Origin of the sequence: Rhodococcus sp. NBC_00294, assembly GCF_036163995.1 — a bacterium.
Taxonomy (GTDB): Bacteria; Actinomycetota; Actinomycetes; order Mycobacteriales; family Mycobacteriaceae; genus Rhodococcoides.
This window is the reverse complement of the sequence record NZ_CP108043.1, coordinates 2,967,249-2,989,578: the sequence shown is the minus strand read 5'-3', so window position 1 is coordinate 2,989,578 and position 22,330 is coordinate 2,967,249. Positions and strand designations below refer to the sequence as shown.

The 22,330-nt window shown below is 69.3% G+C and carries 25 protein-coding genes; 13 read left to right on the top strand and 12 right to left on the bottom strand.

Annotated features, from left to right (window positions below):
• Position 1: 1 nt before the first annotated feature.
• Both OHB23_RS14035 and OHB23_RS14030 read right to left on the bottom strand, forming a co-directional pair.
• Complete coding sequence (locus OHB23_RS14035; protein ID WP_328809742.1) at positions 2–1,261, bottom strand: class I SAM-dependent RNA methyltransferase; 1,260 nt, start codon at positions 1,259–1,261, stop codon at positions 2–4.
• Positions 1,258–3,270, bottom strand: coding sequence for an APC family permease (locus OHB23_RS14030; RefSeq protein WP_027505190.1), 2,013 nt, complete (start codon positions 3,268–3,270; stop codon positions 1,258–1,260). The genes OHB23_RS14035 and OHB23_RS14030 overlap by 4 nt, the downstream gene beginning before the upstream one ends.
• Before the next feature lie 123 nt (positions 3,271–3,393).
• Between OHB23_RS14030 and OHB23_RS14025 the strand changes: the two genes are divergently transcribed.
• On the top strand, positions 3,394–4,056 hold the full coding sequence (locus OHB23_RS14025) for a potassium channel family protein (protein ID WP_027505189.1): 663 nt from the start codon (positions 3,394–3,396) through the stop codon (positions 4,054–4,056).
• 59 nt (positions 4,057–4,115) lie between these two features.
• A complete protein-coding gene (locus tag OHB23_RS14020) occupies positions 4,116–4,781 on the top strand; it encodes a potassium channel family protein (protein ID WP_027505188.1) in 666 nt (221 codons plus the stop codon).
• 23 nt (positions 4,782–4,804) lie between these two features.
• Here the strand turns inward: OHB23_RS14020 and OHB23_RS14015 are convergent, their stop codons facing one another.
• On the bottom strand, positions 4,805–5,494 hold the full coding sequence (locus OHB23_RS14015) for a DUF3159 domain-containing protein (protein WP_051613201.1): 690 nt from the start codon (positions 5,492–5,494) through the stop codon (positions 4,805–4,807).
• A gap of 37 nt (positions 5,495–5,531) precedes the next feature.
• The gene (locus OHB23_RS14010) at positions 5,532–5,909 is read right to left on the bottom strand and encodes an OB-fold nucleic acid binding domain-containing protein (protein WP_027505186.1); all 378 of its coding nucleotides are present in this window, start codon (positions 5,907–5,909) and stop codon (positions 5,532–5,534) included.
• A gap of 139 nt (positions 5,910–6,048) precedes the next feature.
• On the opposite strand from OHB23_RS14010, the gene OHB23_RS14005 reads away from it, so the two are divergent.
• The gene (locus tag OHB23_RS14005; RefSeq protein WP_328809741.1) at positions 6,049–6,753 is read left to right on the top strand and encodes an alpha/beta fold hydrolase; all 705 of its coding nucleotides are present in this window, start codon (positions 6,049–6,051) and stop codon (positions 6,751–6,753) included.
• Positions 6,754–6,777: 24 nt separating this feature from the next.
• Here the strand turns inward: OHB23_RS14005 and OHB23_RS14000 are convergent, their stop codons facing one another.
• A complete protein-coding gene (locus OHB23_RS14000) occupies positions 6,778–7,617 on the bottom strand; it encodes a DUF3710 domain-containing protein (protein ID WP_328809740.1) in 840 nt (279 codons plus the stop codon).
• 2 nt (positions 7,618–7,619) lie between these two features.
• Positions 7,620–8,087: a dUTP diphosphatase gene (gene dut, locus OHB23_RS13995; protein WP_027505183.1), complete on the bottom strand. Its 468-nt coding sequence runs from the start codon at positions 8,085–8,087 to the stop codon at positions 7,620–7,622.
• Between the two features lie 141 nt (positions 8,088–8,228).
• Here dut and OHB23_RS13990 point away from each other — a divergent pair, with 141 nt between their 5' ends.
• A complete protein-coding gene (locus OHB23_RS13990; RefSeq protein ID WP_268788562.1) occupies positions 8,229–8,774 on the top strand; it encodes a DUF3093 domain-containing protein in 546 nt (181 codons plus the stop codon).
• 15 nt (positions 8,775–8,789) lie between these two features.
• Here OHB23_RS13990 and OHB23_RS13985 read toward each other — a convergent pair whose 3' ends face one another.
• Positions 8,790–9,092 carry a DUF4193 domain-containing protein gene (locus tag OHB23_RS13985; protein ID WP_027505182.1) on the bottom strand — a complete coding sequence of 101 codons (303 nt, stop codon included), beginning with the start codon at positions 9,090–9,092 and terminating at the stop codon, positions 8,790–8,792.
• 628 nt (positions 9,093–9,720) lie between these two features.
• On the opposite strand from OHB23_RS13985, the gene cei reads away from it, so the two are divergent.
• Positions 9,721–10,401, top strand: coding sequence for an envelope integrity protein Cei (cei, locus tag OHB23_RS13980; protein WP_027505181.1), 681 nt, complete (start codon positions 9,721–9,723; stop codon positions 10,399–10,401).
• 6 nt (positions 10,402–10,407) lie between these two features.
• On the opposite strand, the gene OHB23_RS13975 is transcribed toward cei, so the two are convergent.
• Positions 10,408–11,319, bottom strand: coding sequence for an inositol monophosphatase family protein (locus tag OHB23_RS13975; protein WP_037185531.1), 912 nt, complete (start codon positions 11,317–11,319; stop codon positions 10,408–10,410).
• Between the two features lie 146 nt (positions 11,320–11,465).
• Between OHB23_RS13975 and ppgK the strand changes: the two genes are divergently transcribed.
• Positions 11,466–12,278: a polyphosphate--glucose phosphotransferase gene (ppgK, locus tag OHB23_RS13970; protein ID WP_081821182.1), complete on the top strand. Its 813-nt coding sequence runs from the start codon at positions 11,466–11,468 to the stop codon at positions 12,276–12,278.
• A 247-nt stretch (positions 12,279–12,525) separates the two neighbouring features.
• Positions 12,526–13,902 (top strand): RNA polymerase sigma factor, encoded by a 1,377-nt coding sequence (locus OHB23_RS13965; protein WP_056444837.1) that lies wholly within the window; start codon positions 12,526–12,528, stop codon positions 13,900–13,902.
• Positions 13,903–13,914: 12 nt separating this feature from the next.
• Here the strand turns inward: OHB23_RS13965 and OHB23_RS13960 are convergent, their stop codons facing one another.
• Positions 13,915–14,262 carry a DUF952 domain-containing protein gene (locus OHB23_RS13960; RefSeq protein ID WP_328809739.1) on the bottom strand — a complete coding sequence of 116 codons (348 nt, stop codon included), beginning with the start codon at positions 14,260–14,262 and terminating at the stop codon, positions 13,915–13,917.
• Entirely contained in the window at positions 14,259–15,206 is a 948-nt protein-coding gene (locus tag OHB23_RS13955; RefSeq protein ID WP_328809738.1) for an EamA family transporter, read from the bottom strand. The genes OHB23_RS13960 and OHB23_RS13955 overlap by 4 nt, the downstream gene beginning before the upstream one ends.
• Positions 15,207–15,448: 242 nt before the next feature.
• On the opposite strand from OHB23_RS13955, the gene OHB23_RS13950 reads away from it, so the two are divergent.
• Entirely contained in the window at positions 15,449–15,649 is a 201-nt protein-coding gene (locus tag OHB23_RS13950; protein ID WP_027505176.1) for a DUF7455 domain-containing protein, read from the top strand.
• A gap of 113 nt (positions 15,650–15,762) precedes the next feature.
• Here OHB23_RS13950 and OHB23_RS13945 read toward each other — a convergent pair whose 3' ends face one another.
• Positions 15,763–17,526, bottom strand: coding sequence for a DEAD/DEAH box helicase (locus OHB23_RS13945; RefSeq protein WP_328809737.1), 1,764 nt, complete (start codon positions 17,524–17,526; stop codon positions 15,763–15,765).
• Between the two features lie 52 nt (positions 17,527–17,578).
• Here OHB23_RS13945 and OHB23_RS13940 point away from each other — a divergent pair, with 52 nt between their 5' ends.
• Both OHB23_RS13940 and OHB23_RS13935 read left to right on the top strand, forming a co-directional pair.
• A complete protein-coding gene (locus OHB23_RS13940) occupies positions 17,579–17,752 on the top strand; it encodes a hypothetical protein (RefSeq protein WP_328809736.1) in 174 nt (57 codons plus the stop codon).
• A complete protein-coding gene (locus OHB23_RS13935; protein ID WP_081821180.1) occupies positions 17,749–18,891 on the top strand; it encodes a YihY/virulence factor BrkB family protein in 1,143 nt (380 codons plus the stop codon). The genes OHB23_RS13940 and OHB23_RS13935 overlap by 4 nt, the downstream gene beginning before the upstream one ends.
• On the opposite strand, the gene OHB23_RS13930 is transcribed toward OHB23_RS13935, so the two are convergent.
• Positions 18,864–19,100, bottom strand: coding sequence for a DUF3039 domain-containing protein (locus tag OHB23_RS13930; RefSeq protein WP_027505173.1), 237 nt, complete (start codon positions 19,098–19,100; stop codon positions 18,864–18,866). The two genes, OHB23_RS13935 and OHB23_RS13930, sit on opposite strands and share 28 nt — an antisense overlap.
• Positions 19,101–19,194: 94 nt before the next feature.
• On the opposite strand from OHB23_RS13930, the gene OHB23_RS13925 reads away from it, so the two are divergent.
• The 3 genes from OHB23_RS13925 to OHB23_RS13915 all read left to right on the top strand — a co-directional run bounded on the left by OHB23_RS13925 (position 19,195) and on the right by OHB23_RS13915 (position 22,290).
• Positions 19,195–19,596, top strand: coding sequence for a DUF3099 domain-containing protein (locus OHB23_RS13925; RefSeq protein WP_056444840.1), 402 nt, complete (start codon positions 19,195–19,197; stop codon positions 19,594–19,596).
• A gap of 87 nt (positions 19,597–19,683) precedes the next feature.
• A complete protein-coding gene (locus OHB23_RS13920; RefSeq protein WP_328811644.1) occupies positions 19,684–21,174 on the top strand; it encodes a class I SAM-dependent methyltransferase in 1,491 nt (496 codons plus the stop codon).
• A gap of 147 nt (positions 21,175–21,321) precedes the next feature.
• Positions 21,322–22,290, top strand: a complete 969-nt coding sequence (locus tag OHB23_RS13915) for a sigma-70 family RNA polymerase sigma factor (protein WP_027505171.1) — start codon at positions 21,322–21,324, stop codon at positions 22,288–22,290.
• Positions 22,291–22,330 lie beyond the last annotated feature (40 nt).

Below are 22,330 nucleotides of genomic sequence, written 5' to 3'. Positions count from 1 at the left end.
GTCAGTCCCGGACGAACGATCCGATGCACTCGACGTGGCTGGTCATCGGGAAGGCGTCGAACGCACGGAGATTCTCCAGGCGGTAGCCGTGCGAGAGGTAGAGCCCCGCGTCCCGTGCGAAGGACGCGGGGTCGCACCCGATGTGCACCACACGATCCGGGTGCGCACCGGCGACCGACGCGATCACCTGTCTGCCGGCGCCGGATCGTGGCGGGTCGAGGACGACGACGGACGGCTGCGGCGGCAGGGATCCGATCGCGCGCTCGACGGGCGCTGCCTGCATCGACAGCTGCGGCAGGTCCGTCACCGCCGCACGCCCGTCCACCACCGCCCGGTGGGAGAACTCGACCGCTGCGACGGTGCCGCCCGGTCCGACCGCCTCGGCGACGACGGACGCGAAGGTGCCCGCACCGGCGTAGAGGTCCCAGGCCGTGTCACCGGGCCGAGCACCGGACCATTCCCGGACCACCTCGGCGTACTGCGTGGCAGCCGCCCGGTGAGCCTGCCAGAACCCCCACGAGTCCACGGTCCACTCGCGCGACCCGACGCGCTCGACGGCCCGACCCGAGCCCTCGCGCACTCGGTGCGCGCGGTCACCGGACTTCGCGGCGCGGCGCGAGGAGGCGCCGCGGCGACCGGTGTCGGCGCGCACGCGACGATCGACGGCAGGAGCGATCTCCACGACGTGACGGGTGCCGTCGGAGTCGACGGCCACCGCGAGATCGGCGCCCGGCGTCCAGGACCGGGCAGCCAGCCCGTCGTACATCCCCGGAACCGCTTGTGGGCAGGCCAGATCCGTCACGATGTCGGCGCTGCGGAGCCGGTGGAAACCGGGCCGTCCCTCGTCGTCCACACCCAACCGGATGCGCGTCCGCCAGCCGGTCTGATCACCGAGCGACTCCACCTCGACGGTGCGTTCGATGCCCCCGACGCGGCTCAGCTGTTCGGCGACGACGGCCGCCTTGATCTGGCGTCCGGCCTCGGCGGTCGCGTGGGAGAAGTCGCAGCATCCCGACCCACCGGGGCCGGAGATGGGACACAGCGGCGCGATGCGGTCGGGCGAGGCCTCCAGGATCTCGACGGCGTCCGCGCGGCAGAAGGACTTTCCGGTGTCTTCGGTGACCCGCGCCGTCACCAGCTCGCCGGGAAGGCTGTGCCGGACGAACATGACGCGGCCCTCGTGCCGTGCGACGCAGAAGCCGCCGTGTCCCGGCTTGCCCACGCGGACCTCGACGACCGCGCCGAGCCACGAGTCGGTCATCGTTCGGATCGCCGTTCGGCCGAGGTGGGCTCGTAACCACGACGGGACGAGCCCGGTGCGTTCTCGAGGCTCTCGCGCTTCGCCCGCTCGGACGAGTTGAGCTGCCAGGGCACGCTGGTGACCATGACGCCGGGCTGGAAGAGCAGGCGACTCTTCAGTCGCAACGCACTCTGGTTGTGCAGCACCTGCTCCCACCAGTGACCCACCACGTACTCCGGGATGAACACGGTGACGACGTCGCGCGGTGAGTCCCGCTTGACCCGGCGCACGTAGTCGAGCACGGGCTTGGTGATCTCGCGGTACGGCGACTCGACCACCTTGAGCGGGACGCTGAGGTCGCTCTTCTCCCACTCGCGCACCAGGGTGCGCGTGTCCGCCTCGTCGACGTTGACCGTGATCGCCTCGAGGGTGTCCGGCCTGGTCGCACGGGCATAGGCGAGGGCGCGCAGCGTCGGGCTGTGCAGCTTGGACACGAGCACGATGGAGTGCGTGCGGCTGGGCAGCACACCGTCCCACTCGACGTCGGCGAGCTCGGTGGCCACCGAGTCGTAGTGCTTGCGGATCAGCTTCATCAATCCGAAGATCGCGAGCATCGCGATGATCGCGATCCAGGCGCCCGCGAGGAACTTGGTCAGCAGGACGATCACCAGGACGGCGCCCGTCATGGCCAGGCCGATGCCGTTGACGACACGCGACCGCATCATCGACCGGCGCTGCGCGGGGTCGGTCTCGGTACGCAGCAACCGAGTCCAGTGCCGCACCATGCCGGTCTGACTGAGCGTGAACGAGACGAACACTCCGACGATGTAGAGCTGGATCAGCTTGGTCACCTCGGCGCCGAACATGACGACGAAGAAGATGGCGGCGGCCGAGAGGAACAGGATGCCGTTGCTGAACGCGAGCCGGTCGCCGCGGGTGTGGAACTGGCGGGGCAGGAAGCGGTCCTGGGCCAGGATCGACCCGAGTACGGGGAACCCGTTGAAGGCGGTGTTGGCGGCCAGCACCAGGATCAGCGCCGTCACGATGGTGATGAAGTAGAAGCCGGGCGTGAAGTGCCGGAAGACGGCCTCGGCCAACTGCGCGATGAGCGTCTTCTGCTGGTAGTTCTCGGGGGCCCCGACGAGTTGGGTCGCCGGGTCCGCCGCGTACTTCACACCGATCTTCTCCGCCAGCAGGATGATGCCGAGCAGCAACGTGATGCCGATGGAGCCGAGCAGCAGGAGCGTCGTGGCGGCGTTGCGCGACTTCGGCTTGCGGAAGGCGGGCACGCCGTTGGAGATTGCCTCGACACCCGTCAGCGCCGCACACCCGGAGGAGAACGCGCGCGCCAGCAGGAACGCGAACGCGATGCCGTAGAGGTGACTGTCCTCCGCCTGCAGCTCGAAGTTCGACGACTCGGCCGACACGTCGTCGCCGAGGACGTACACCTGCACCAGGCCCCACACGAGCATGACGACCATGCCCACCATGAAGGCGTACGTGGGGATCGCGAACGCGGTACCGGACTCGCGGACGCCGCGCAGGTTGATCGAGGTGATGAGCACGATGGCGGCGACCGCGAACAGCACCTTGTGCTCCGCGACGAACGGCAGGGCCGATCCGATGTTGGAGGCGGCGGCCGAGATGGACACGGCGACCGTGAGCACGTAGTCGACGAGGAGGGCGCTGCCGACGGTCAGGCCCGCGGTCGGTCCCAGGTTGGTGGTGGCCACCTCGTAGTCGCCACCGCCGGACGGGTAGGCGTGCACGTTCTGGCGGTAGCTCGCCACGACCACCGCCATGACGACGGCGACGGCGAGACCGATCCAGATGGAGAACGAGTACGCCGAGATCCCGGCGACCGACAGCACCAGAAAGATCTCTTCGGGCGCGTAGGCGACGGACGACATGGCATCGGACGCGAACACCGGGAGGGCGATGCGTTTGGGCAGGAGCGTGTGTCCGAGCGTGTCGCTACGGAACGGCCTACCCAGCAGCAGCCTCTTGGTGGCCGTCGAAAGCTTGGACACATCGCAGAGCGTAGGCCGTACCGGGCTCGACCGTGGGGCAGGGTGACCGATAGCGTTGCGCGAAGTCCCTCCCGGCAGCAATCACCTGGGCACCGTCCTCTCGACTCCCGAACGGAGCGTCTGTTGTACGTAGTCGTCATGGGGTGTGGCCGCGTCGGCTCCGCCCTCGCGGGTGCACTCACCCGCATCGGCCACGAGGTCGCGGTCATCGACCGCGATCCCACCGCGTTCCACCGGCTCGGTCCCAACTTCACCGGACGTCAGGTGATCGGCATGGGGTTCGACCGGGACGTGCTCGTCGAGGCGGGCATCGAGAAGGCCGACGCACTGGCCGCGGTGTCCTCGGGCGACAACTCCAACATCATCTCCGCGCGTGTCGCCCGCGAGACGTTCGGTGTCGAGCGCGTCGTCGCGCGCATCTACGACGCCAAGCGCGCCGCGGTGTACGAACGCCTCGGCATCCCCACGGTGGCCACGGTGCCGTGGACGACGGATCGATTCCTGCACACGCTGATCCACGACAACGAGCTCACCAAGTGGCGCGATCCGTCGGGCAGCGTCGCGGTGGCCCGCCTCGACATCGGCGAGGGATGGGTGGGCAAGGGCGTGACCGCGCTCGAGAGTGCGACCAAGTCCCGAGTGGCCTTCATCATCCGCTTCGGTGCCGGACTCCTGCCCGACCGGAAGACGGTGATCCAGGCCGACGACGAGGTGTGGATCGCGGCGGTCGACGGCATGGTCGCCGAGGCCGTGGCGCTCGCGAGCAACCCTCCGCCCGAGGACTGACGGCTCCTGCCTCACCTCGTGTCCGTCCCCGCACCAGACCTGTCACCGAAGGATCCGTCATGAGAGTCGCCATCGCCGGAGCGGGAGCCGTGGGCCGTTCGATCGCCCGCGAGCTCCTCAGGTCCGACCATCACGTCCTGCTGATCGAACGCAAGGCCGACCACGTCGACCCGGCATCGGTCGAGGCGGCCGAGTGGATCCACGCGGACGCCTGCGAGCTGGCCACCCTCGAGGGCGCCGGCATCGAGTCGTACGACGTGGTCATCGCCGCCACGGGCGACGACAAGGCCAACCTGGTCCTGAGCCTGCTGGCGAAGACCGAGTTCGGCGTCGACCGAGTGGTCGCCCGCGTCAACGACCCGCGCAACGAGTGGCTCTTCGACGCGTCGTGGGGAGTCGACGTCGCCGTGTCGACACCGCGCATGCTGGCCTCGCTCGTCGAGGAGGCGGTCTCGGTGGGAGATCTGGTGCGCCTGATGACGTTGCGCCAGGGCAAGGCGAACCTCGTGGAGATCACGTTGCCGGCGAACACACCGCTGGCGGGCAAGCCGGTGCGCCGCATCACGCTTCCTCGCGACGTCGCGCTGGTCACCATCCTGCGCGGTGGCCGCGTCATCGTCCCGGAGAAGGACGACCCGCTCGAGGGCGGCGACGAACTGCTGTTCGTCACCACCGTCGACGTCGAGGACGAACTCCGCGAGGTGCTGGGACTCTCCCAGCGTTGACGGACAGGACCGACCGACAGCCGTCAGGGCTCGATGCGGTCCGCGTCCACGACCTCGGTGGTCTCGCTCTCCCGGTGCGTCGCTGCGGCCACGACAGCGTCGGCCCGTCGCACGGCCCAGAACGTGACGGCGAACGCGACCGCCGCGAGCGGCCAGCCCATCGCGATGCGGGCGACCGCGAGCCACCCGGTCTGGTCGGAGTCGTAGAGCTGCGATTGCACGACGTACCGCGCGACGAACACGAGAACCCAGGCGAACGTCGCGATGTCGTACGCGCGGACGGCAGCCCGATGCTCGCGCCAGGCCTTGCCGGTGCCGTTGAGGTAGCCCCACACGATGCCGACGAGCGGCCGACGAGCGAGGATCGAGACGAGGAAAACCCCGCCGTACGCGAGCGAGGTGTAGATCCCGAACAGGAAGTAGCCCTTGGCGTCTCCGGTGCGGTAGGCGATGAACGCGCACACAGCCACGCCGAAGAATCCCGACACGGCCGGCTGGATCGGATCCCGCTTCACGAGGCGCCACACCAGGATCGCCACGGCCAGACCGAGGGCGGCCCAGATGGCCGCGGTGAGACCGGCGAGGGAGTTGACCGGAACGAAGACCAGCACGGGCAGGGTGGAGAACACCAGTCCGCTGACCCCACCGAGCTGGGACAGGATCGTCTCGGGAGGCGCGTCCTCGGTGGGCTGACTGTTCGGTGACTCGCTCATGCAGTTCAGGGTGCCAGACGATGCGGCTCCCGAAGAACTAGTCCTCGGTGCGCAGCTCGTAGTACGGGTTGTAGATGACCTTGCGGCCCTCGCGCTCCCCCACGCGACCACGGACCAGCAACTGCGTGCCGGACTCGATGCCGGCGATCTTGCGTCGGCCGATCCAGATCAGCGAGATGGTGTCGGTGCCGTCGAAGAACTCGGCCTCGACGATGGCGTTGGCGGCCTTGCTGCACGTCTCGACGCTGCGGAGCCGTCCGACCATGGTGACCTCGTCACCGCGAGTGCAATCGCATGCTCGTTGGGCGCCGGACGCCTTCGACGTCGACTCCAACTCCTCGGCATCGAGTTGATCGATGTCCTCGGTCAACTTCCGGGCCATGCGGCGGAAGTATCCTGCGGCAGCGGGTGCCATGAGTGCTCCTGGAGCGGTTCGCGCGGGCCTTCCGCGGCGGATGTTCTGCTTCTGTCAGCGCCACTGTAGACCTTTCCGAGCACGCCTCACCACACCCGGCCGGTCGGGTCGGTGAACGCCACGAGAAGATGCGGACACCATGGAGACAACCACCGTCGTACTGCTGCCCGGCACCGGCTCCGACGCGTCGTTCGTCGAGGGGGCCTTCCGTGATGCCATGGCGGATCTCGGCTGGTCGCTGCGGGTGATCGAGCCCGAACCCGCCGACGTCGTCGGGGGCTACGTGCGGGCGCTCGACCACGTACGAGGCGCCGTTCGAGGGGACCTGATCGTGGGCGGTGTCTCACTCGGCGCGGCGGTCGCGGCGCGGTGGGCGCTCGACCGTCGGGGCGCCGCGCAGGGCGCCGTCCTCGCGATGCCGGCGTGGACCGGATCTCCGGGCGACTCCCCCGCTGCGGTCGGTGCCGCCGCGACGGCGGCGACGCTGCGGGCCCACGGCCTCGATGCGTCGGTGGCGGCGATGGCGCAGTCGAGTCCGCGGTGGCTCGCCGAGGCGCTGACGCGGTCGTGGCGAGCACAGTGGCCGATGCTGCCGACGGCGCTGGACGACGCCGCCCGGTACGTGGCACCCACCCTCGACGACCTGCGATCCCTCGCGGTGCCGGTCGGCGTGGTGGCAGCGATCGACGACCCGGTGCATCCGCTCGGTGTCGCGCAGGACTGGTGCGCGGCTCTTCCCACGGCGCACCTCGACACCTTCGCGCTCGACGTCCTCGCCGCGTCCCCGGGCGAGCTCGGCAGGCTGGGCGTCACCGCGCTCCGCCGTGCGACGGGCGGGTCCTAGTCGAGCCGCTGCATCGCCGAGAACTCAGTCGAGCTGCTGCATCGCCGAACCGGAGGGCCCGCGCCGACGTTGCGCCTCGGCGGCGTCCGCGTCGGGAGCCTGCTGCTGAGGTGCCTGCTGCTGAGGTACCTTCTGCTGGGGCACCTGCTGCTGCACCGCCGCCTGTGCCTGCGCCTGTGCGGCCGCCATCTGCTGTTGCTGCGCGGCCGCGAGTTGCTGAGCGAGTGCCGGCGGCAGACTGATGGGCAACGGCGTCCGCACCGGGTGCGGATCCGAGCCGCGATCGACCACGGTCGCCGCCACGACGGCACGCGCCTGCTCGACCAGCGGCGATCCGGCCTCGACACTGCCTGCCGGTCCGCTCGCCACGCCGCGGATCATCCAGCGGTACCCGTCTACGCCGATGAAACGCAGATCCCCGCCGGCCGCGGAGCCCACCACCTCACGGCCCCACGGGCCGGTCTCGGTGGCCACCCGCGCGTTGTCGCGGCGCAGCGTGTCGGCCAACTCAGCGGCGACGTCACGCCACTGACCGGGCGACTTCGGTGCGGCGAAGGCGGCCACGGTGATGCGCCCGTTCGGAGTGACGATGTGGACGGCCTGGGGTGCGCCGGCCTGCGTCATCTCGACCTGCAGCTGTCCGCCGGCCGGAAGCATCAACAGCACGCTTCCCAGATCGAGCCGTCCCTCCGCGATGCTCTCGCGGTCGCCGTCCAGGTCGTCGATCGACCACGGCCCGGTGGTGTCGTCCGCCGTACCGTCCACCTCGTCGACCTCGTCCACCTCCTCGACCTCGACGTCCTGCGCGGAGTCGAGATCGGTGGCGTCGACGTCGTCGCGCCCCTTCTTCTTGCGTCCGAACATGCTCAGTTCTCCTTCTCGCTGGCGGTGACGGCATCGAGAACCGCGTGTCCGCCGCTGGAGCCGTAGCCGCCGACACCCCGGGTGGTGTCGTCCAGCTCGGCCACCTCGACGAAGTCGGGCAGTTCGACCCGCTGCACCAGCAGCTGGGCGATGCGGTCCCCGCGCCGCAGTTCGATGGGGGTGCGTGGATCGTGGTTGATGAGGCAGACCCTGATCTCGCCGCGATAACCGGCATCGACCGTTCCCGGCGTGTTGACCACCGACAATCCCGCTCGCGCGGCGAGGCCGGACCGGGGGTGGATCAGGCCGACGGTGCCGACCGGCAGCGCCACGGCGATGCCCGTACCGACCATGGCACGCTCACCGGGTTCGATGACGACGTCGACGGTGGAACACAGGTCCACACCCGCGTCACCGGCGTGTGCACGGACGGGCAGAGGGATGTCCGGATCGAGTCGTCTGACGGCCACCGTCTCGACGGCCGGTGCCGATCCCTGGTCTCCGCGGGTCGTGCGTGTCGCCGTCTCGGCCGTCAGATCGCTCACATCGGTCGAGATTACTCGCAGATGCACCGTCGACCTCCCGCCCGTCCGACCCTCTACTCTGGAGACGTGTCCGACGCAGCTTCGAGAGAGACCTCAGCAGATCACGCCACCCGGACGTCCGGGACGGCACACGACGGCGGGGGTGAGACGGTCGTCTACAGCGAACGGCTCCGCGTACCCGTCTGGTACTGGGTGGCCGCGATCGGCGTCGCGGCGATCCTCTCGGCCGAGGTGCACATGGGATCACCCGGCGTGATGGCCTGGTTGCCGTACGTGGTGCTGGTGCCGTTCGCGATCTGGGTGGTCACGTACCTGGGCCGGATGCGCGTCGAGGTGACGGAGCAGAACGGCGAGCGCATGCTGCACGCCGGCAAGGCTCGGCTCCCCGCATCGGTGATCGATCGGGTGGCGGTGGTGCCGGGGACGGCGAAGAGTGCCGCCCTCGGACGCCAGCTCGACCCCTCCGCCTTCGTTCAGCATCGTTCGTGGGTCAAGCCGATGGTGTTGGTCGTCCTCGACGACGAGAACGACCCGACACCGTACTGGTTGGTGAGCACCCGGAACCCGGATGCAGTGGCTGCGGCTCTGACTCCGCAGCCACCGACCTCCTGACGGAGGTCTCCTCGGTCAGGCCGCGCAGTCGCGGCAGACCAGAACGCCGCCGTTGTCGGACGACAGCCGCGAGCGGTGATGCACCAGGAAGCAGCTCGAGCACGTGAACTCGTCGGCCTGCTTCGGCACGACACGCACGGACAGTTCCTCACCGGACAGGTCTGCGCCCGGCAGTTCGAAGGACTCCGCGGTGTCCGTCTCGTCGATGTCGACGACGGCGGACTGCGCCTCGTTGCGGCGTGCCTTCAGTTCTTCGAGGGAGTCCTCCGACACGTCGTCGGACTCGGTACGGCGTGGTGCGTCGTAATCGGTGGCCATGTTGTTCCCCTTACCTTCCTGCTGAGACCGGGTGTGCCCGGTCTCCTTCGATCGCCTTCATGGGGGATGTTCAAGACGTCGACCGCTTCTTGTTCGACGAACTCGTCCTCTGTCGGACTCACACCCTCGGATCCCGATGCAGGTCGTTCGTGTTCCTCGTCTGCTGTTCGTGGCAGAACATCGATCCGGTCGGACTTCTTCCCGACTTCCGCCGGGAGGATCTCCGTCCTTCTCGCTCACCTATTCGCAGCCGTCGTCCTGACGGATGACGGCCGGCGTGCGGGTGAGCCGACTGTGCCCGAATCCCCGTGACGGGAAACATTCTCTTGCTGCGGGCGTGCAGGCCCGAGGAGCCCGACCGGCCGTGAGTTCGATCCGCCGGGCCGCCAGACAATAGCCGACGACGAGCCGGTGTGGAAAACACCCTGCCCAGCGCGGTGTGTCGTGGCGCGAACGGCTCCCGCAGGAACCGCATCTCCCCTGTTCACCCCGGCCAACGCCGTCGACCGTGCAGACGTTCCCACCTGCCGTGCGTCGCGCGTCACATGCCGACGCGGCCCACTACAGTGAGCGAGTCACCGCCCGTGACACGACAGCGCGACACGTATCAGCAGAAGGGCACGCTCCCGTGGTCTCACTCATCACTCACGGCTCCTCGACCGACGACAAGGGGCGGCCGTACGCGCGGCGTCGGGCCTTCCCGATCCTCGTGGTGCTCGTCGTGCTCGCCCTCGCCGGTGCGGCCGTGTGGGTGAACATCCTGACCACGACCGAGACCGGCACGGACGCCGTCGCCTGCAACGCCCCCCAGCCGGCCTCCGATCCCGCCGCCCCCGCGGCCGCCGAGCCCGGCAGCGTCGTGGACGCCTCGGTGGTCACGGACACCCAGCCCGCCCCGTTGTCCGCCACCCGCGTGCGCGTGTTCAACGCGAACGGACAGGGCGGCCAGGCCGCCGAGATCGCCGCCGATCTCAGCGATTTCGGCTTCGCCAGCGCACCGGACGTGCAGGTGGGCAACGACCCGGTCTACGTCGACCAGAACATGCAGTGCATAGCTCAGATCCGGTTCGGCGCGGCCGGCGTGGCCGCCGCGGGCACCGTCGCACTGGTCGCGCCGTGCGCCGAGTTCGTTCAGGACACCCGCGAGGACGACACCGTGGATCTCGCGCTGGGCACCAACTTCCGTGCGCTGGAACCGAACACCGACGGTGAGGAGGTCATCCGCTCGCTCGCGGACGTCGCTCCGGGCGCCGCGGCACCGAACCTCGACGTCGATCTGCTCGCCGCCGCGCATCGCGTCAACTGCTGACGCGGGTCAGGCCTTGGCGATGGCGGCGACGCCACCGAGACGGTCGAGTACGGACAGGAACCCGTCCGCCACACCTTCCGCCACGGCGATCGTCACCTCGCCGTCGTCGCTGCGGGAGTGCGGCGACGGAGTGATCACCCGCGCACCCGCCTCCGCCGCGACCAGAGCGCCCGCCGCCCAGTCCCACGGGCTGAGCCCGTGCTCGAAGTGGGCGTCGACGCGCCCCGCCGCCACCATGCACAGATCCAGTGCCGCCGAGCCGATGCGACGAACGTCCCGCACCTCGGGGAGCAGAGCCGCGATCAGCGCGCCCTGACGGCGGCGGCGCGCCGCGTCGTAACCGAATCCCGTGGCCACCAACGTGAGTGCCACGTCGTCGATGTCGTTGACTCGCAGGCGCACCCAGTCTCCGCCCGCGTCCGAGCACCACGCGCCGCCGCCGAGCGACGCCGCGTACGTGCGATCCCCCACCACGTCCTCCACGGCGCCCGCCACCGACGCACCGTCGATCTGCGCGGCCACGGAGACCGAGTAGGCCGGGATGCCGTAGAGGAAGTTCACGGTGCCGTCGATCGGATCGAGGACCCACCGGACACCGGACGGGGCGATGTCCTCCCCGCCGCCCTCCTCGCCCAGTACCGCGTCGTCGGGACGCAGCCGGCTCAACAGGTCCCGGATGACGTGTTCGGTCTCGGTGTCGACCACCGTCACCGGATCGGTGGGCGTCGACTTCGACCGGACGGCGTCTACCGCCGCACCGCCCGCGCCGAACACCTCCGGCCGACGCCGACGTACGTGGCGTCCCGCCTCACGTGCGACGTCGACGGCGATGCGGCGCAACATCTCCGGGTCGAGGGCGCTCGTCGAGTCGTCCTGCGGCAGATCGTCATGAGGAGTCACCCGGTAATCCGAACACATCGGGCGGCGGAACGGTACGGCGCGCCACCCGCCGCGGTGCCGCGCGACCGGGAACGCCGTCAGCAACTAGGGTGACGTGCGCGCACCAGATCTCGCACGAACGCGCCGGTCGCCGACGCGTGCGTACGCCACCAGGAGGTTCTGTCATGACGAACGACCACACCGAACCCGGCCCGGTCTCCATCGCCGGGAAGACGGGCTCGCACCCCGAGGGCCGAGGCTTCGGTGTCGACGTCGGTGGCAGTGGCGTCAAGGGTGGCGTGGTCGATCTCGCCACCGGCGAACTGATCGGCGAGCGCTACAAGATCGAGACCCCGCAACCGTCGACTCCCACGGCCGTGGCCGAGACGGTCGCGGCCATCGTCGACCACTTCGAGTGGACCGGGGACGTGGGCATCACCCTCCCCTGCGTCGTCACCGGTGGCGTGGCGCGAACCGCCGCGAACGTCGACAAGGGCTGGATCGGGACCGACGCCGGCGCGCTGTTCCGCGACCATCTCGGGGGTCGTTCGGTGACCGTGCTCAACGACGCCGACGCCGCGGGCATCGCGGAGGACAAGTTCGGCGGCGGCAAAGATTCCAAGGGTGTGGTCATCCTGCTGACCTTCGGCACCGGCATCGGATCCGCGATCCTGCAGAACGGTGTCCTCCTGCCCAACACGGAGCTCGGGCACATGGAGGTGGACGGCAAGGAGGCCGAGCACCGCGCCGCGTCGTCGGTCAAGGACGACAACGGACTGTCGTACAAGGCGTGGGCCAAAGAGGTCTCGCGCGTGCTCGAGCGCATCGAGGATCTGTTCTGGCCGGACCTCTTCATCGCCGGCGGCGGCATCAGCCGCAAAGCCGAGAAGTGGATCCCCCTGCTCACCAACCGCACCCCGGTGCAGCCCGCGACGCTGCGCAACGCCGCCGGAATCGTCGGCGCGGCCCTCGCCGCACAGTCCGGTGTGGCGCCCTGATTCTCGCCGAGGGCGGACACGCGCCCCTCTGACCTGCGCCGCGTCGGCTCGCCGATGCGCGATGTGACTCACACCCCACTGCCGGTGAGCCGGGAACCTCGGCGTCCTCCCGCGCGTTGGTGCTGTGCACTCGCGGCGGTCGTTACAATGGTCCACGCCCCGGTTTCACGCCGGGAAATCCACAGACCTCTCCGCCGGATCATCACTCTGGCGTGACGCCGCACGACACCGTCACGAAAGGGCGTACGTGGCAGCCATCGATATTCGTCAGACCGCGGACACCGCGCCGGCAGTCGACAGCACTCCGGCCGTCGACACCGCGTCGGCCGACGGCACCGCACCCGGCGCCGTCGGAACCGCACCCGCGAAGGCCCCGGCCAAGAAGGCGGCCCCGCGCAAGGCAGCAGCCAAGAAGGCCGCGCCGCGCAAGGCCGCAGCGAAGAAGACCGCAGCGAAGAAGGCGACGTCTCCTGCGACCGGCGACGACGCCGACGAGCCCACCGCGGACATCGAGGACATCGACGTTCCCGAGGGCGAGCTCGCAGCCGAGTCGGACGTCGTCGAGGTCGTCGCCGTCGGCGACGAGGTCGAGGACGACGCGACCACCGAACCCACGCCGGAGGACAAGGCGTCGGGCGACTTCGTGTGGGACGAGGAGGAGTCCGAGGCGCTGCGACAGGCCCGCAAGGACGCCGAACTCACCGCCTCCGCCGACTCCGTCCGCGCCTACCTCAAGCAGATCGGCAAGGTCGCCCTCCTCAACGCCGAGGAGGAGGTCGAGCTCGCCAAGCGCATCGAGGCCGGTCTCTACGCCGTCCAGCTCATGGCCGAGTCCGCCGAGAAGGGCGAGAAGCTCCCCGTGGCCCAGCGCCGCGACATGACCTGGATCTGCCGCGACGGCAACCGGGCGAAGAACCACCTGCTCGAGGCCAACCTGCGCCTCGTGGTCTCACTGGCCAAGCGCTACACCGGCCGCGGCATGGCGTTCCTGGACCTCATCCAGGAGGGCAACCTCGGTCTGATCCGCGCGGTGGAGAAGTTCGACTACACCAAGGGCTACAAGTTCTCGACGTACGCGACGTGGTGGATCCGTCAGGCCATCACTCGCGCCATGGCGGACCAGGCCCGCACCATCCGTATCCCGGTGCACATGGTCGAGGTCATCAACAAGCTCGGACGCATCCAGCGTGAGCTCCTGCAGGACCTGGGTCGTGAGCCCACTCCCGAGGAACTCGCCAAGGAGATGGACATCACGCCCGAGAAGGTGCTGGAGATCCAGCAGTACGCTCGCGAGCCGATCTCCCTCGACCAGACCATCGGCGACGAGGGCGACAGCCAGCTCGGCGACTTCATCGAGGACTCCGAGGCCGTCGTCGCCGTCGACGCGGTGTCGTTCACCCTCCTGCAGGACCAACTCCAGTCGGTTCTCGAGACCCTCTCCGAGCGCGAGGCGGGTGTCGTGCGACTGCGTTTCGGCCTCACCGACGGCCAGCCGCGCACGCTCGACGAGATCGGCCAGGTCTACGGGGTCACGCGTGAGCGCATCCGACAGATCGAGTCGAAGACCATGTCGAAGCTGCGGCACCCGAGCCGGTCGCAGGTGCTGCGCGACTACCTCGACTGACAGTTCCGCACCTCACCCGACGGCGACGAACGTCCCGTCGTCGTCGGGCAGGTAGGGCTGCACCTCGACCACCGCGGTGAGCGGGACCGGTCCGTAGAGGTGCGGGAACAGCATCGAACTCGGATCGCCGGGTACTCCCGGCTCCCACTCCAGCCGGTCCTTCAGTCGAGTGGGTTCCAACGACAGCAGCACGATGTCCCGGCGCCCGGCGAACAGCCGGTTGGCCGGGAGATGAACCTGTTGCGGCGTCGACAGATGGACGAACCCCTGCTCGGCGAGCGACGCGGGTGCCACCTCCCCCGCGGCCACACTCGCCTCCCAGTCCGCCGCCGGGCACATGTGCACCAGGATCTCGGTCATCGGCCGTCCGCTCGTGTCGGGTCCTGCGGTCGCGTCGTGTCGGCCGGCGGCGCCGGTCGTGCGCGTCGTTCCACACCGCCCAGCGCGACGGCGACGATCACACACAGGATGCCCGCGAGTTCGGCGATCGAGGGCACCTGCCTCAGCACCACGACGCCGACCACCGTCGCAGTGGTGGGCAGCAACGCGAGCAACAACGCGAACCGTGCCCGTCCGACCGTGCGCAGGACCACCTGGTCGAGCGCGTAGGGGATCACGCTCGACAACACACCCACCCCGACACCCAGCAGCCACGTGGACGGCGCGGTGAACACCGACGGATCCTCGATGACCTGGGGCGTCAACGCGAGCGGGGCGAGGATCACCGACGCCACCGCCATGCCGACGGCGAGGGAGTCCAGCCCGTCGCCCGCCGTCGCGACCGACTTCCCGAGCACCACGTAGCCGGCCCACAGTCCGGCGGCGAGGAGTGCGAAACCCACCCCGACCAGGCCCACGTCGAATCGCGCTCCGGCCACCAGCGCGACTCCCGCGACCACCAGGACGAGTGCGAGCACGTCGCGAGCGCGCCGCGATCCGAGTGCGGCGACGAGGACAGGACCGAGGAACTCGATCGCCACGGCAGTGCCCAACGGGATGCGGGCGATCGCCTCGTAGAACGCCAGGTTCATTCCCACCGTGACGACACCGAACCCACCGGCCACCGCGATGGTGCGGGCCGTCCATCGCGTGCGCCAGGGACGACGCCAGGCCAGCAGAACGGCCGCTGCGCCTGCCGCGCGCAGCCACGCCACGGCCGCCGGCGAGATGGTGTCGAACAGATGGACGCCGATGGCGGCACCGAGATACTGCGCGAGCGCTCCGACCACGAAGACGAACGGCACCGACCACGGCGGGAACGAACGCCCCACCGACGCGAGGCCGCGCGCGTCCACATCCGTCATGGTCGAACCGTATCCACCGGTCGCGACACGGGCGCACAGGGGCGGGTGAGTTCTGCCGACAGCGAACGATGCTCGGGAGGGACGTGGTTCACCAGCATGTTTCGTGTCTGTGACAACACACGGCCATCCGCGTGGGAACAACGCACGAACCCCATACGTCTGTAAGAGTGAACGAACCGCGTCGAACCGACGTGGCGGACCGACCCCAGGACCGTGGTAGTCACGGTCAGTACGGAGGAGTCATGCCCGAATTGTTGACCGACACCACCCTCACCGCTGCCGACAGGTGTGATCGTTGCGGAGCGGGAGCGCGCGTGCGTGCCGTCCTCCCCACCGGCGGAGAACTGCTGTTCTGCCGTCACCACGCCAATGAGCACGAAGCGCGTCTCCTCGAGATGAACGCCACCATCGTCGCGGACGCGGATTCCGACGCCATGGCGTGATGACCGGGGCACTCGGTCCCACAGCATCAGCACTCGACTCCTGACACCACGAAGGGCGACCACCGATCCGGTGGTCGCCCTTCGTCGTGCGCGGGGCTCGTGCAGTGCTGCGATCACCACGAACGCAGGGCCGAGATCCTCTCGGTGAGCTGCTCCGCCGTCGCGATCGCGGTGGGCGGCCCACCACAGCTCCGTCGGAGTTCGCCGTGGATGATGCCGTGGGCCTTGCCGGTGCGGTGGTGATGCATCGCCACCAGGCCGTTGAGCTCCTTGCGCAGATTGGCCAGCTTCGCGGCGTCCGCGGACCGCCCGGCGGGCGGGAGGGTGACCGGAGCCGGAGTCTCCGTGGGCGTCGCCGGGCGTGCCAGCTGCGTCTCCTGCCGTTTCCGCAACAGCGCGCGCATCTGGTCGCCGTCCAACAGGCCCGGCAGGCCGAGATAGTCCGCCTCGTCGTCGCTGCCCGAGAACGTCGCGGTGCCGAAGGAGGAGCCGTCGAAGATCACCTGGTCGAGCTCTGCGTCGGCACCGAGCGAGGTGAACGCCTTCTCCTCCTCGCCGGGCTCGTCCTTCTGCTGGTTCGCCTCGATGAGCAGGTCGTCGTCGAGACCGTCCTTCTCCCGGTGCGGCTTTCCGATGACGTGGTCGCGCTGCGCCTCGAGCTGGCTGGCCAGGTCCAGGAGCACCGGCACCGAGGGCAGGAACACGCTCGCAGTCTCACCCTTGCGACGAGAACGCACGAAGCGCCCGACGGCCTGGGCGAAGTACAGCGGTGTGGAGGCGCTGGTCGCGTAGACGCCGACCGCGAGGCGCGGGACGTCCACGCCCTCCGACACCATGCGCACGGCCACCATCCAGGTCGACGTTCCCGCGCCGAACTCGGCGATGCGGGCCGAGGACCCGGGATCGTCGGACAGCACGAGCGTCGGGGTCTCCCCCGTCGCCGCCTCGAGGATTCCCGCGTAGGCGCGCGCGGTGGTCTGGTCCGACGCGATGACGAGGCCACCCGCGTCGGGAATGCCGCCCTGCCGGAGTTGGTGCAGCCGGGTGTTGGCCGCGGCGAGCACCGACGGCACCCACTCACCGGACGGGTCGAGAGCGGTACGCCAGGCCCGCGCCGTCTGCTCGGCGCTGAGCGGCTCCCCGAGACGGGCGGCGAACTCCTCGCCCGCACTGTTGCGCCAGCGTGCCTCGCCCGAGTACGCGAGGAAGACGACCGGCCGCACGACACCGTCCGCCAGCGCGTCGGCGTAGCCGTAGCTGTGGTCCGGGCGCGACCGGGGCAGGCCCTCGTCGTCCGGCTCGTAGTTCACGAAAGGAATGGGGCTGTCGTCGCTGCGGAAGGGCGTTCCCGTCAGTGCCAGGCGGCGCGTCGCGTCGCCGTAGGCCTCGCGGATGCCCTCGCCCCAGCTCTTGGCGTCACCGCCGTGGTGGATCTCGTCGAGGATCACGAGCGTCTTGCGGTTCTCGGTCCGCACCCGGTGGCGGGAAGGGTGCGACGCCACCTGTGCGTACGTGACGACGATGCCGTGGAAGTCGCTGGACGTCTGCCCGGTGCTGTTGGAGAAGCGGGAGTCGAGGGCGAGTCCGACGCGCGCCGCCGCCTCCGCCCACTGGTGCTTGAGGTGCTCGGTGGGAGCGACGACCGTGACCTGGTCCACGGTGCGGTCGCTCAGCAGCTCGAGCGCCACGCGGAGCGCGAACGTGGTCTTGCCGGCTCCCGGAGTGGCGACGGCCAGGAAGTCGGTCGGACCCGCCGACAGGTACTTCGTGAGCGCTCGCCGCTGCCAGGCGCGCAGTGGCGGCAGGGTGACTCCGGCCGGCCCTGTCACAGGGAGACCTCCTGCGCTGTCGACCTTCTCGCCGATCTCGGCCGTCATGAACGGGCCTCGTCCGGCGCCGTACGTCCACCTGAAAGGATGCGAACCACCCGTGGCATGGAACTCCCGTTCGGCTCGTCGTCTCGTGTGCACATCCGTCGATCAGACTATCGCGGACGTCGGCACGCCCACCAATGCGCACGTCGCCGCCGGTGCCCGCGACGGCGACACACCGGGCCGGGACGTGCCCGAGCGACGCCGGTGGGCCATGCTGGAGTCATCATGAGCGCACCCGCCGACAACACGTCCGATCGGGACACCGCGGCAGCGTCGACGCCCGACGGAGAGCCGGGGCCCGGTCCCGTCCCGGGACGGCCGCTGCGCACGGCCTGGCGCGTCGTCGCGAGGACGGCGGGCAAGGCGTGGGACGACTCCATCTTCGGCAAGTCCGCCACCGCCGCCTTCTGGCAGACCCTGTCGCTGCCGCCGCTGGTGCTCGCACTCCTCGGCAGCCTCACCTACATCGCGGGGTGGTTCGGACCGAACACTCTCGACATCATCGAGTCGAAGATCGTGACGTTCAGCTCCACGCTGTTCAGCGACAACGTTGTGGACGAGATCATCGCCCCCACGCTGACGGACATCCTCAACAGCGGACACGGTCCCGTCGTGTCCGTGGGCTTCCTGCTGTCGTTGTGGGCCGGCTCGTCGGCGATCTCCACCTTCGTCGACTCCATCGTCGAGGCACACGGTCAGCAGGACGCGCGCAACCCCGTGTGGCAGCGCATCTTCGCCCTGCTGCTGTACGTCGCGTTCCTGATCGTCGCGGTGTTCGTCCTGCCCCTCGTCGCGCTGGGGCCCACCATCATCGGTCGGGTGCTGCCGTCGTCGTGGTTCGAGATCGGCTCGCAGGTGATCGACATCGCGTACTACCCGGGTGTCGGACTGCTGCTCATCGTCGGCCTGACGACGCTCTACAAGGTGGCTCTGCACACCTCGCTGCCGTGGCACCGCCTGCTCGGCGGATCGCTGCTGGCCGGAGTGTTCTTCATGCTGGCGAGTGCGGTGCTGCGCACCTACCTGTCCTGGGTGACCGGAACGGGCTACACCTACGGCGCGCTCGCGGCTCCGATCGCCTTCCTGCTCTTCACGTTCTTCCTGGGATTCGCGGTGGTGCTGGGGGCGGAGTTCAACGCCACGGTCCAGGAGTTCTGGCCGGCGCGCGCCACACGCATGGACCAGGTCAAGGGATGGATCGCCGAGAAAGCAGCCGATCCGGGTGCGGGCACCGTCGGCGCTCTCGGCCGGCTGGCCACCGGCCCGATCCGCATCGCACGGTCGGATCGGGACGGCGGCGAGTCACCGGAGAAGCGTCAGGTGACGCGTGATCGGCAGGATCACTCGCCCTTGCGCAAGCCGTCGTAGACCTTTTTGCAGTCGGGGCACACGGGTGACCCGGGCTTGGCCGACTTCGTGACGGGAAAGACCTCGCCGCACAGTGCGACGACGTGGGTGCCCATCACCGCGCTCTCGGCGATGCGGTTCTTCTTCACGTAGTGGAAGAACTTCGGAGTGTCGTCGTCGGTGGTCTCGTCGGTGCTGACGTCGGGGCGTTCCTTGGTCTGCGTGCTCATGCATCGATTATGACGGTTGTTCCCGACACGCGCGTCGCACATCTCACCACCTCCGATTACTGCACACTTCGTTCAGTAGTGACACAGTGGAGTCATGGCACACGACGGCATCTCACCCCGCGACAGCGTTCGCGAGGCCGTACTGATCACCGAGGCACGAACGTCGGTCGAGGAACAGCACCGAGCGCGCGTGCGCAAATACCTCTTCATCATGTCCTTCCGTATCCCGGCGCTGGTCCTCGCGGCGCTGTCGTACGGCGCGTGGCAGAATCCGTGGATCGCCATGGCCATCGTCGGCGTGTCCATTCCTCTCCCGTGGATGGCAGTCCTGATAGCCAACGACCGACCGCCGCGGACTGCGGACGAGCCCAGCCGCTACGGCTGGCGGGCGACCGACTCCACCGCGCTGGAGGCCCGCAGCCACCCGGTGGTGAACCTCGACGAGGAACCCGATCTCGACCGCCGCGCGATCTCGAATCCGCGCGCCACGTCCTGAGACGGGTCCGTCCCGAGATCGGTCTGCTGACACACTGACGCGGTGACCGACTCGAACCACCGCACCTCGCCTCCCCCGTCCGTCCCGGTGGACGCGGACCGCCTCGTCGACCTCGCGTCCACGTTGCGGGTCGCGTTCGACCGAGCGGACTTCACCGCGGACGGGATCCTGGAGGCACTGGGCGACTCGGTCCATGCCGCGTTGGGACGTGGCGAACCCGCACCGGTGCGTCGCCGCTGCGGAGAACTCGGTCCCCTCGGCACGCTGGTCCGACTGTTCCTGCTCTCCGACGACGTGGCGATCGACGCCGCGACCACCGCCCTCGCGCCGACGACACTCGACGGGGCGGTCGCTGCCGGCCTCCTCGAGACCGGCAGCGACACCGTGCGCAGTCTGCTCGACATCCGCCCCCTCGATCTCGGCACGGGCACGCGGTGGGTGGTGTCCGACATCGACGGCAGCATGCGCGACGTGCGTATCGGATCCGATCACGTGCTCGGCGTCGGGCACGCGTCGCTGTCGCTGGTCCGCGGGACACCCACCCGTGTCGACGGGAGTCCGCCCACCGTCCTTGATCTCGGTACCGGCTGCGGCATCCAGGCGCTCCACGCGGCGCCGTACGCCCGGTCGATCACCGCCACCGACGTCAGTGATCGGGCCATCGCCCTCACCCGTATGACGGCTGCCCTCAACGGTCTGGACTTCGAGACGATCCCGGGCTCGTGGTTCGCACCCGTCGCGGGGCGGACCTTCGATCGCATCGTCGCCAACCCGCCCTTCGTCGTCGGATCGGGCCGAGTCTCCCATTCCTACCGCGATTCCGGCCTGGACCTCGACGGTGCCAGCAGCCTCGTCGTGGGAGCGGCACCAGAGCATCTCGCTCCCGGCGGGACCGCCTCGTTGCTCGCCTCCTGGGTTCACGTGGACGGTGAGGACTGGCGGTCACGGGTCGCCTCCTGGCTGCCGGACCACGGTGTCGACGCGTGGATAGTGCAGCGCGACATCGCGGACCCCGCTCTCTACGTGGGCACGTGGCTGCGGGACGGTGGACTCGATCTGCGAGACCCGGCCGTCGACGAGACGGCGACCGCCTGGCTCGATCACCTCGACGCCGCCGGCGTCACGGGTGTCGGCTTCGGCTTCGTGTACCTCCGCCGGACCGACCGGCCCACCAGCGTCCTCGCGGAGGACCTGATGCACGGGTACGAGGATCCCCTCGGCGACGAGGCACTCGACGTCCTGGACCGGGTGGACTGGCTCCGCACACACGATCTGCTCGACGAGTGTGTGGCCGTCGCCCCGACCACGGCACTCGAGGAGGTCTCCACCCCCGATCCGGACGGTGGGTGGATCACCGTCGTACGCCGGGTCCACCGCGGCGACGGGCCCGCGTGGTCCCACGAGATCGACGCGGACGGGGCGGCACTCCTGGCCGGGATGCGCGCGGGCGGACTGACGGTCGGCGACCTCACCGAGCTTCTCGCGGCCGCACGCGGTGTGGACGCCGCGGAGCTGACGGACTCGGTCGTCGCGTTGGTCGCGGGGCTCGTCGTGCACGGGTTGGTGATCCCCACCTGAGCCGAGCAGTCGTTTCTCTCAGCAACTTCTCAGGGCTGAGGTGGTGAAACCGCAGCTCAGAGTGTTTGACGGAGGTGGGCTTCGGGAACTTTTCTGACGTGTCCCGGCGTTGTAGCCAGTGAGACACCACCGATCAGGAGGCACGTCATGACCAGCCCCACCACCATTCGCCCTCGACCGAGTGATGCCGACCTGGATGCACAGAGCCCGGCAGCGGACCTCGTTCGCGTCTACCTCAACGGCATCGGCCGCACGGCTCTGCTGACGGCCGCGGAGGAAGTCGATCTGGCGAAGAAGATCGAGGTGGGTCTGTACGCGACCCATGTGCTCGCGACCGGCAAGCGCCTCTCCCCCGCCAAGAAGCGTGACCTCGCGCTCATCGTCCGCGAGGGCCAGTCCGCTCGGGCACACCTCCTCGAGGCCAACCTCCGTCTCGTCGTCTCACTCGCCAAGCGCTACACGGGCCGCGGGATGCCGCTGCTGGACCTCATCCAGGAGGGCAACCTGGGTCTGATCCGTGCGATGGAGAAGTTCGACTACGCCAAGGGCTTCAAGTTCTCGACGTACGCCACCTGGTGGATCCGTCAAGCCATCACGCGCGGCATGGCGGACCAGAGCCGCACCATTCGTCTCCCCGTGCACCTGGTGGAGCAGGTGAACAAGCTCGCGCGGATCAAGCGTGAGCTGCACCAGCAGCTCGGCCGCGAGGCCACCGACGACGAGCTCGCCGAGGAGTCCGGCATCCCGGTCGAGAAGATCGCGGATCTGCTCGACCACAGCCGAGACCCGGTGTCGCTCGACATGCCCGTCGGCAGCGACGAGGAGGCGCCGCTGGGCGACTTCATCGAGGACTCGGAGGCCACGTCCGCCGAGAACGCCGTGATCGCCGGGCTGCTGCACACCGACGTGCGCAGCGTGCTCGCCACGCTGGACGAGCGTGAGCAACAGGTCATCCGGTTGCGCTACGGCCTCGACGACGGTCAGCCGCGTACCCTCGACCAGATCGGCAAGCTGTTCGGCCTCTCGCGTGAGCGCGTACGCCAGATCGAGCGTGAGGTCATGGGCAAGCTGCGTCAGGGCGACCGCGCCGAGCGACTGCGGTCCTACGCCAGCTGATCGTCCCCCGCATCACGAGACAGGCCCCCGGCTCTCGCCG

Bases quoted from the DNA above. Each gene is read 5' to 3' on its own strand.
- OHB23_RS13925 (WP_056444840.1), top strand. From the start codon at position 19,195: ATGGCACACGACGGCATCTCACCCCGCGACAGCGTTCGCGAGGCCGTA.
- OHB23_RS14000 (WP_328809740.1), bottom strand. From the start codon at position 7,617: ATGTTCGGACGCAAGAAGAAGGGGCGCGACGACGTCGACGCCACCGAT.
- OHB23_RS14035 (WP_328809742.1), bottom strand. From the start codon at position 1,261: ATGACCGACTCGTGGCTCGGCGCGGTCGTCGAGGTCCGCGTGGGCAAG.
- ppgK (WP_081821182.1), top strand. From the start codon at position 11,466: ATGACGAACGACCACACCGAACCCGGCCCGGTCTCCATCGCCGGGAAG.
- OHB23_RS13935 (WP_081821180.1), top strand. From the start codon at position 17,749: ATGAGCGCACCCGCCGACAACACGTCCGATCGGGACACCGCGGCAGCG.
- OHB23_RS13985 (WP_027505182.1), bottom strand. From the start codon at position 9,092: ATGGCCACCGATTACGACGCACCACGCCGTACCGAGTCCGACGACGTG.
- OHB23_RS13975 (WP_037185531.1), bottom strand. From the start codon at position 11,319: ATGTGTTCGGATTACCGGGTGACTCCTCATGACGATCTGCCGCAGGAC.
- OHB23_RS13960 (WP_328809739.1), bottom strand. From the start codon at position 14,262: ATGACCGAGATCCTGGTGCACATGTGCCCGGCGGCGGACTGGGAGGCG.
- OHB23_RS13955 (WP_328809738.1), bottom strand. From the start codon at position 15,206: ATGACGGATGTGGACGCGCGCGGCCTCGCGTCGGTGGGGCGTTCGTTC.
- OHB23_RS13930 (WP_027505173.1), bottom strand. From the start codon at position 19,100: ATGAGCACGCAGACCAAGGAACGCCCCGACGTCAGCACCGACGAGACC.
- OHB23_RS13950 (WP_027505176.1), top strand. From the start codon at position 15,449: ATGCCCGAATTGTTGACCGACACCACCCTCACCGCTGCCGACAGGTGT.
- OHB23_RS14020 (WP_027505188.1), top strand. From the start codon at position 4,116: ATGAGAGTCGCCATCGCCGGAGCGGGAGCCGTGGGCCGTTCGATCGCC.
- OHB23_RS13945 (WP_328809737.1), bottom strand. From the start codon at position 17,526: ATGACGGCCGAGATCGGCGAGAAGGTCGACAGCGCAGGAGGTCTCCCT.
- OHB23_RS14005 (WP_328809741.1), top strand. From the start codon at position 6,049: ATGGAGACAACCACCGTCGTACTGCTGCCCGGCACCGGCTCCGACGCG.
- OHB23_RS13915 (WP_027505171.1), top strand. From the start codon at position 21,322: ATGACCAGCCCCACCACCATTCGCCCTCGACCGAGTGATGCCGACCTG.
- OHB23_RS14015 (WP_051613201.1), bottom strand. From the start codon at position 5,494: ATGAGCGAGTCACCGAACAGTCAGCCCACCGAGGACGCGCCTCCCGAG.
- OHB23_RS14010 (WP_027505186.1), bottom strand. From the start codon at position 5,909: ATGGCACCCGCTGCCGCAGGATACTTCCGCCGCATGGCCCGGAAGTTG.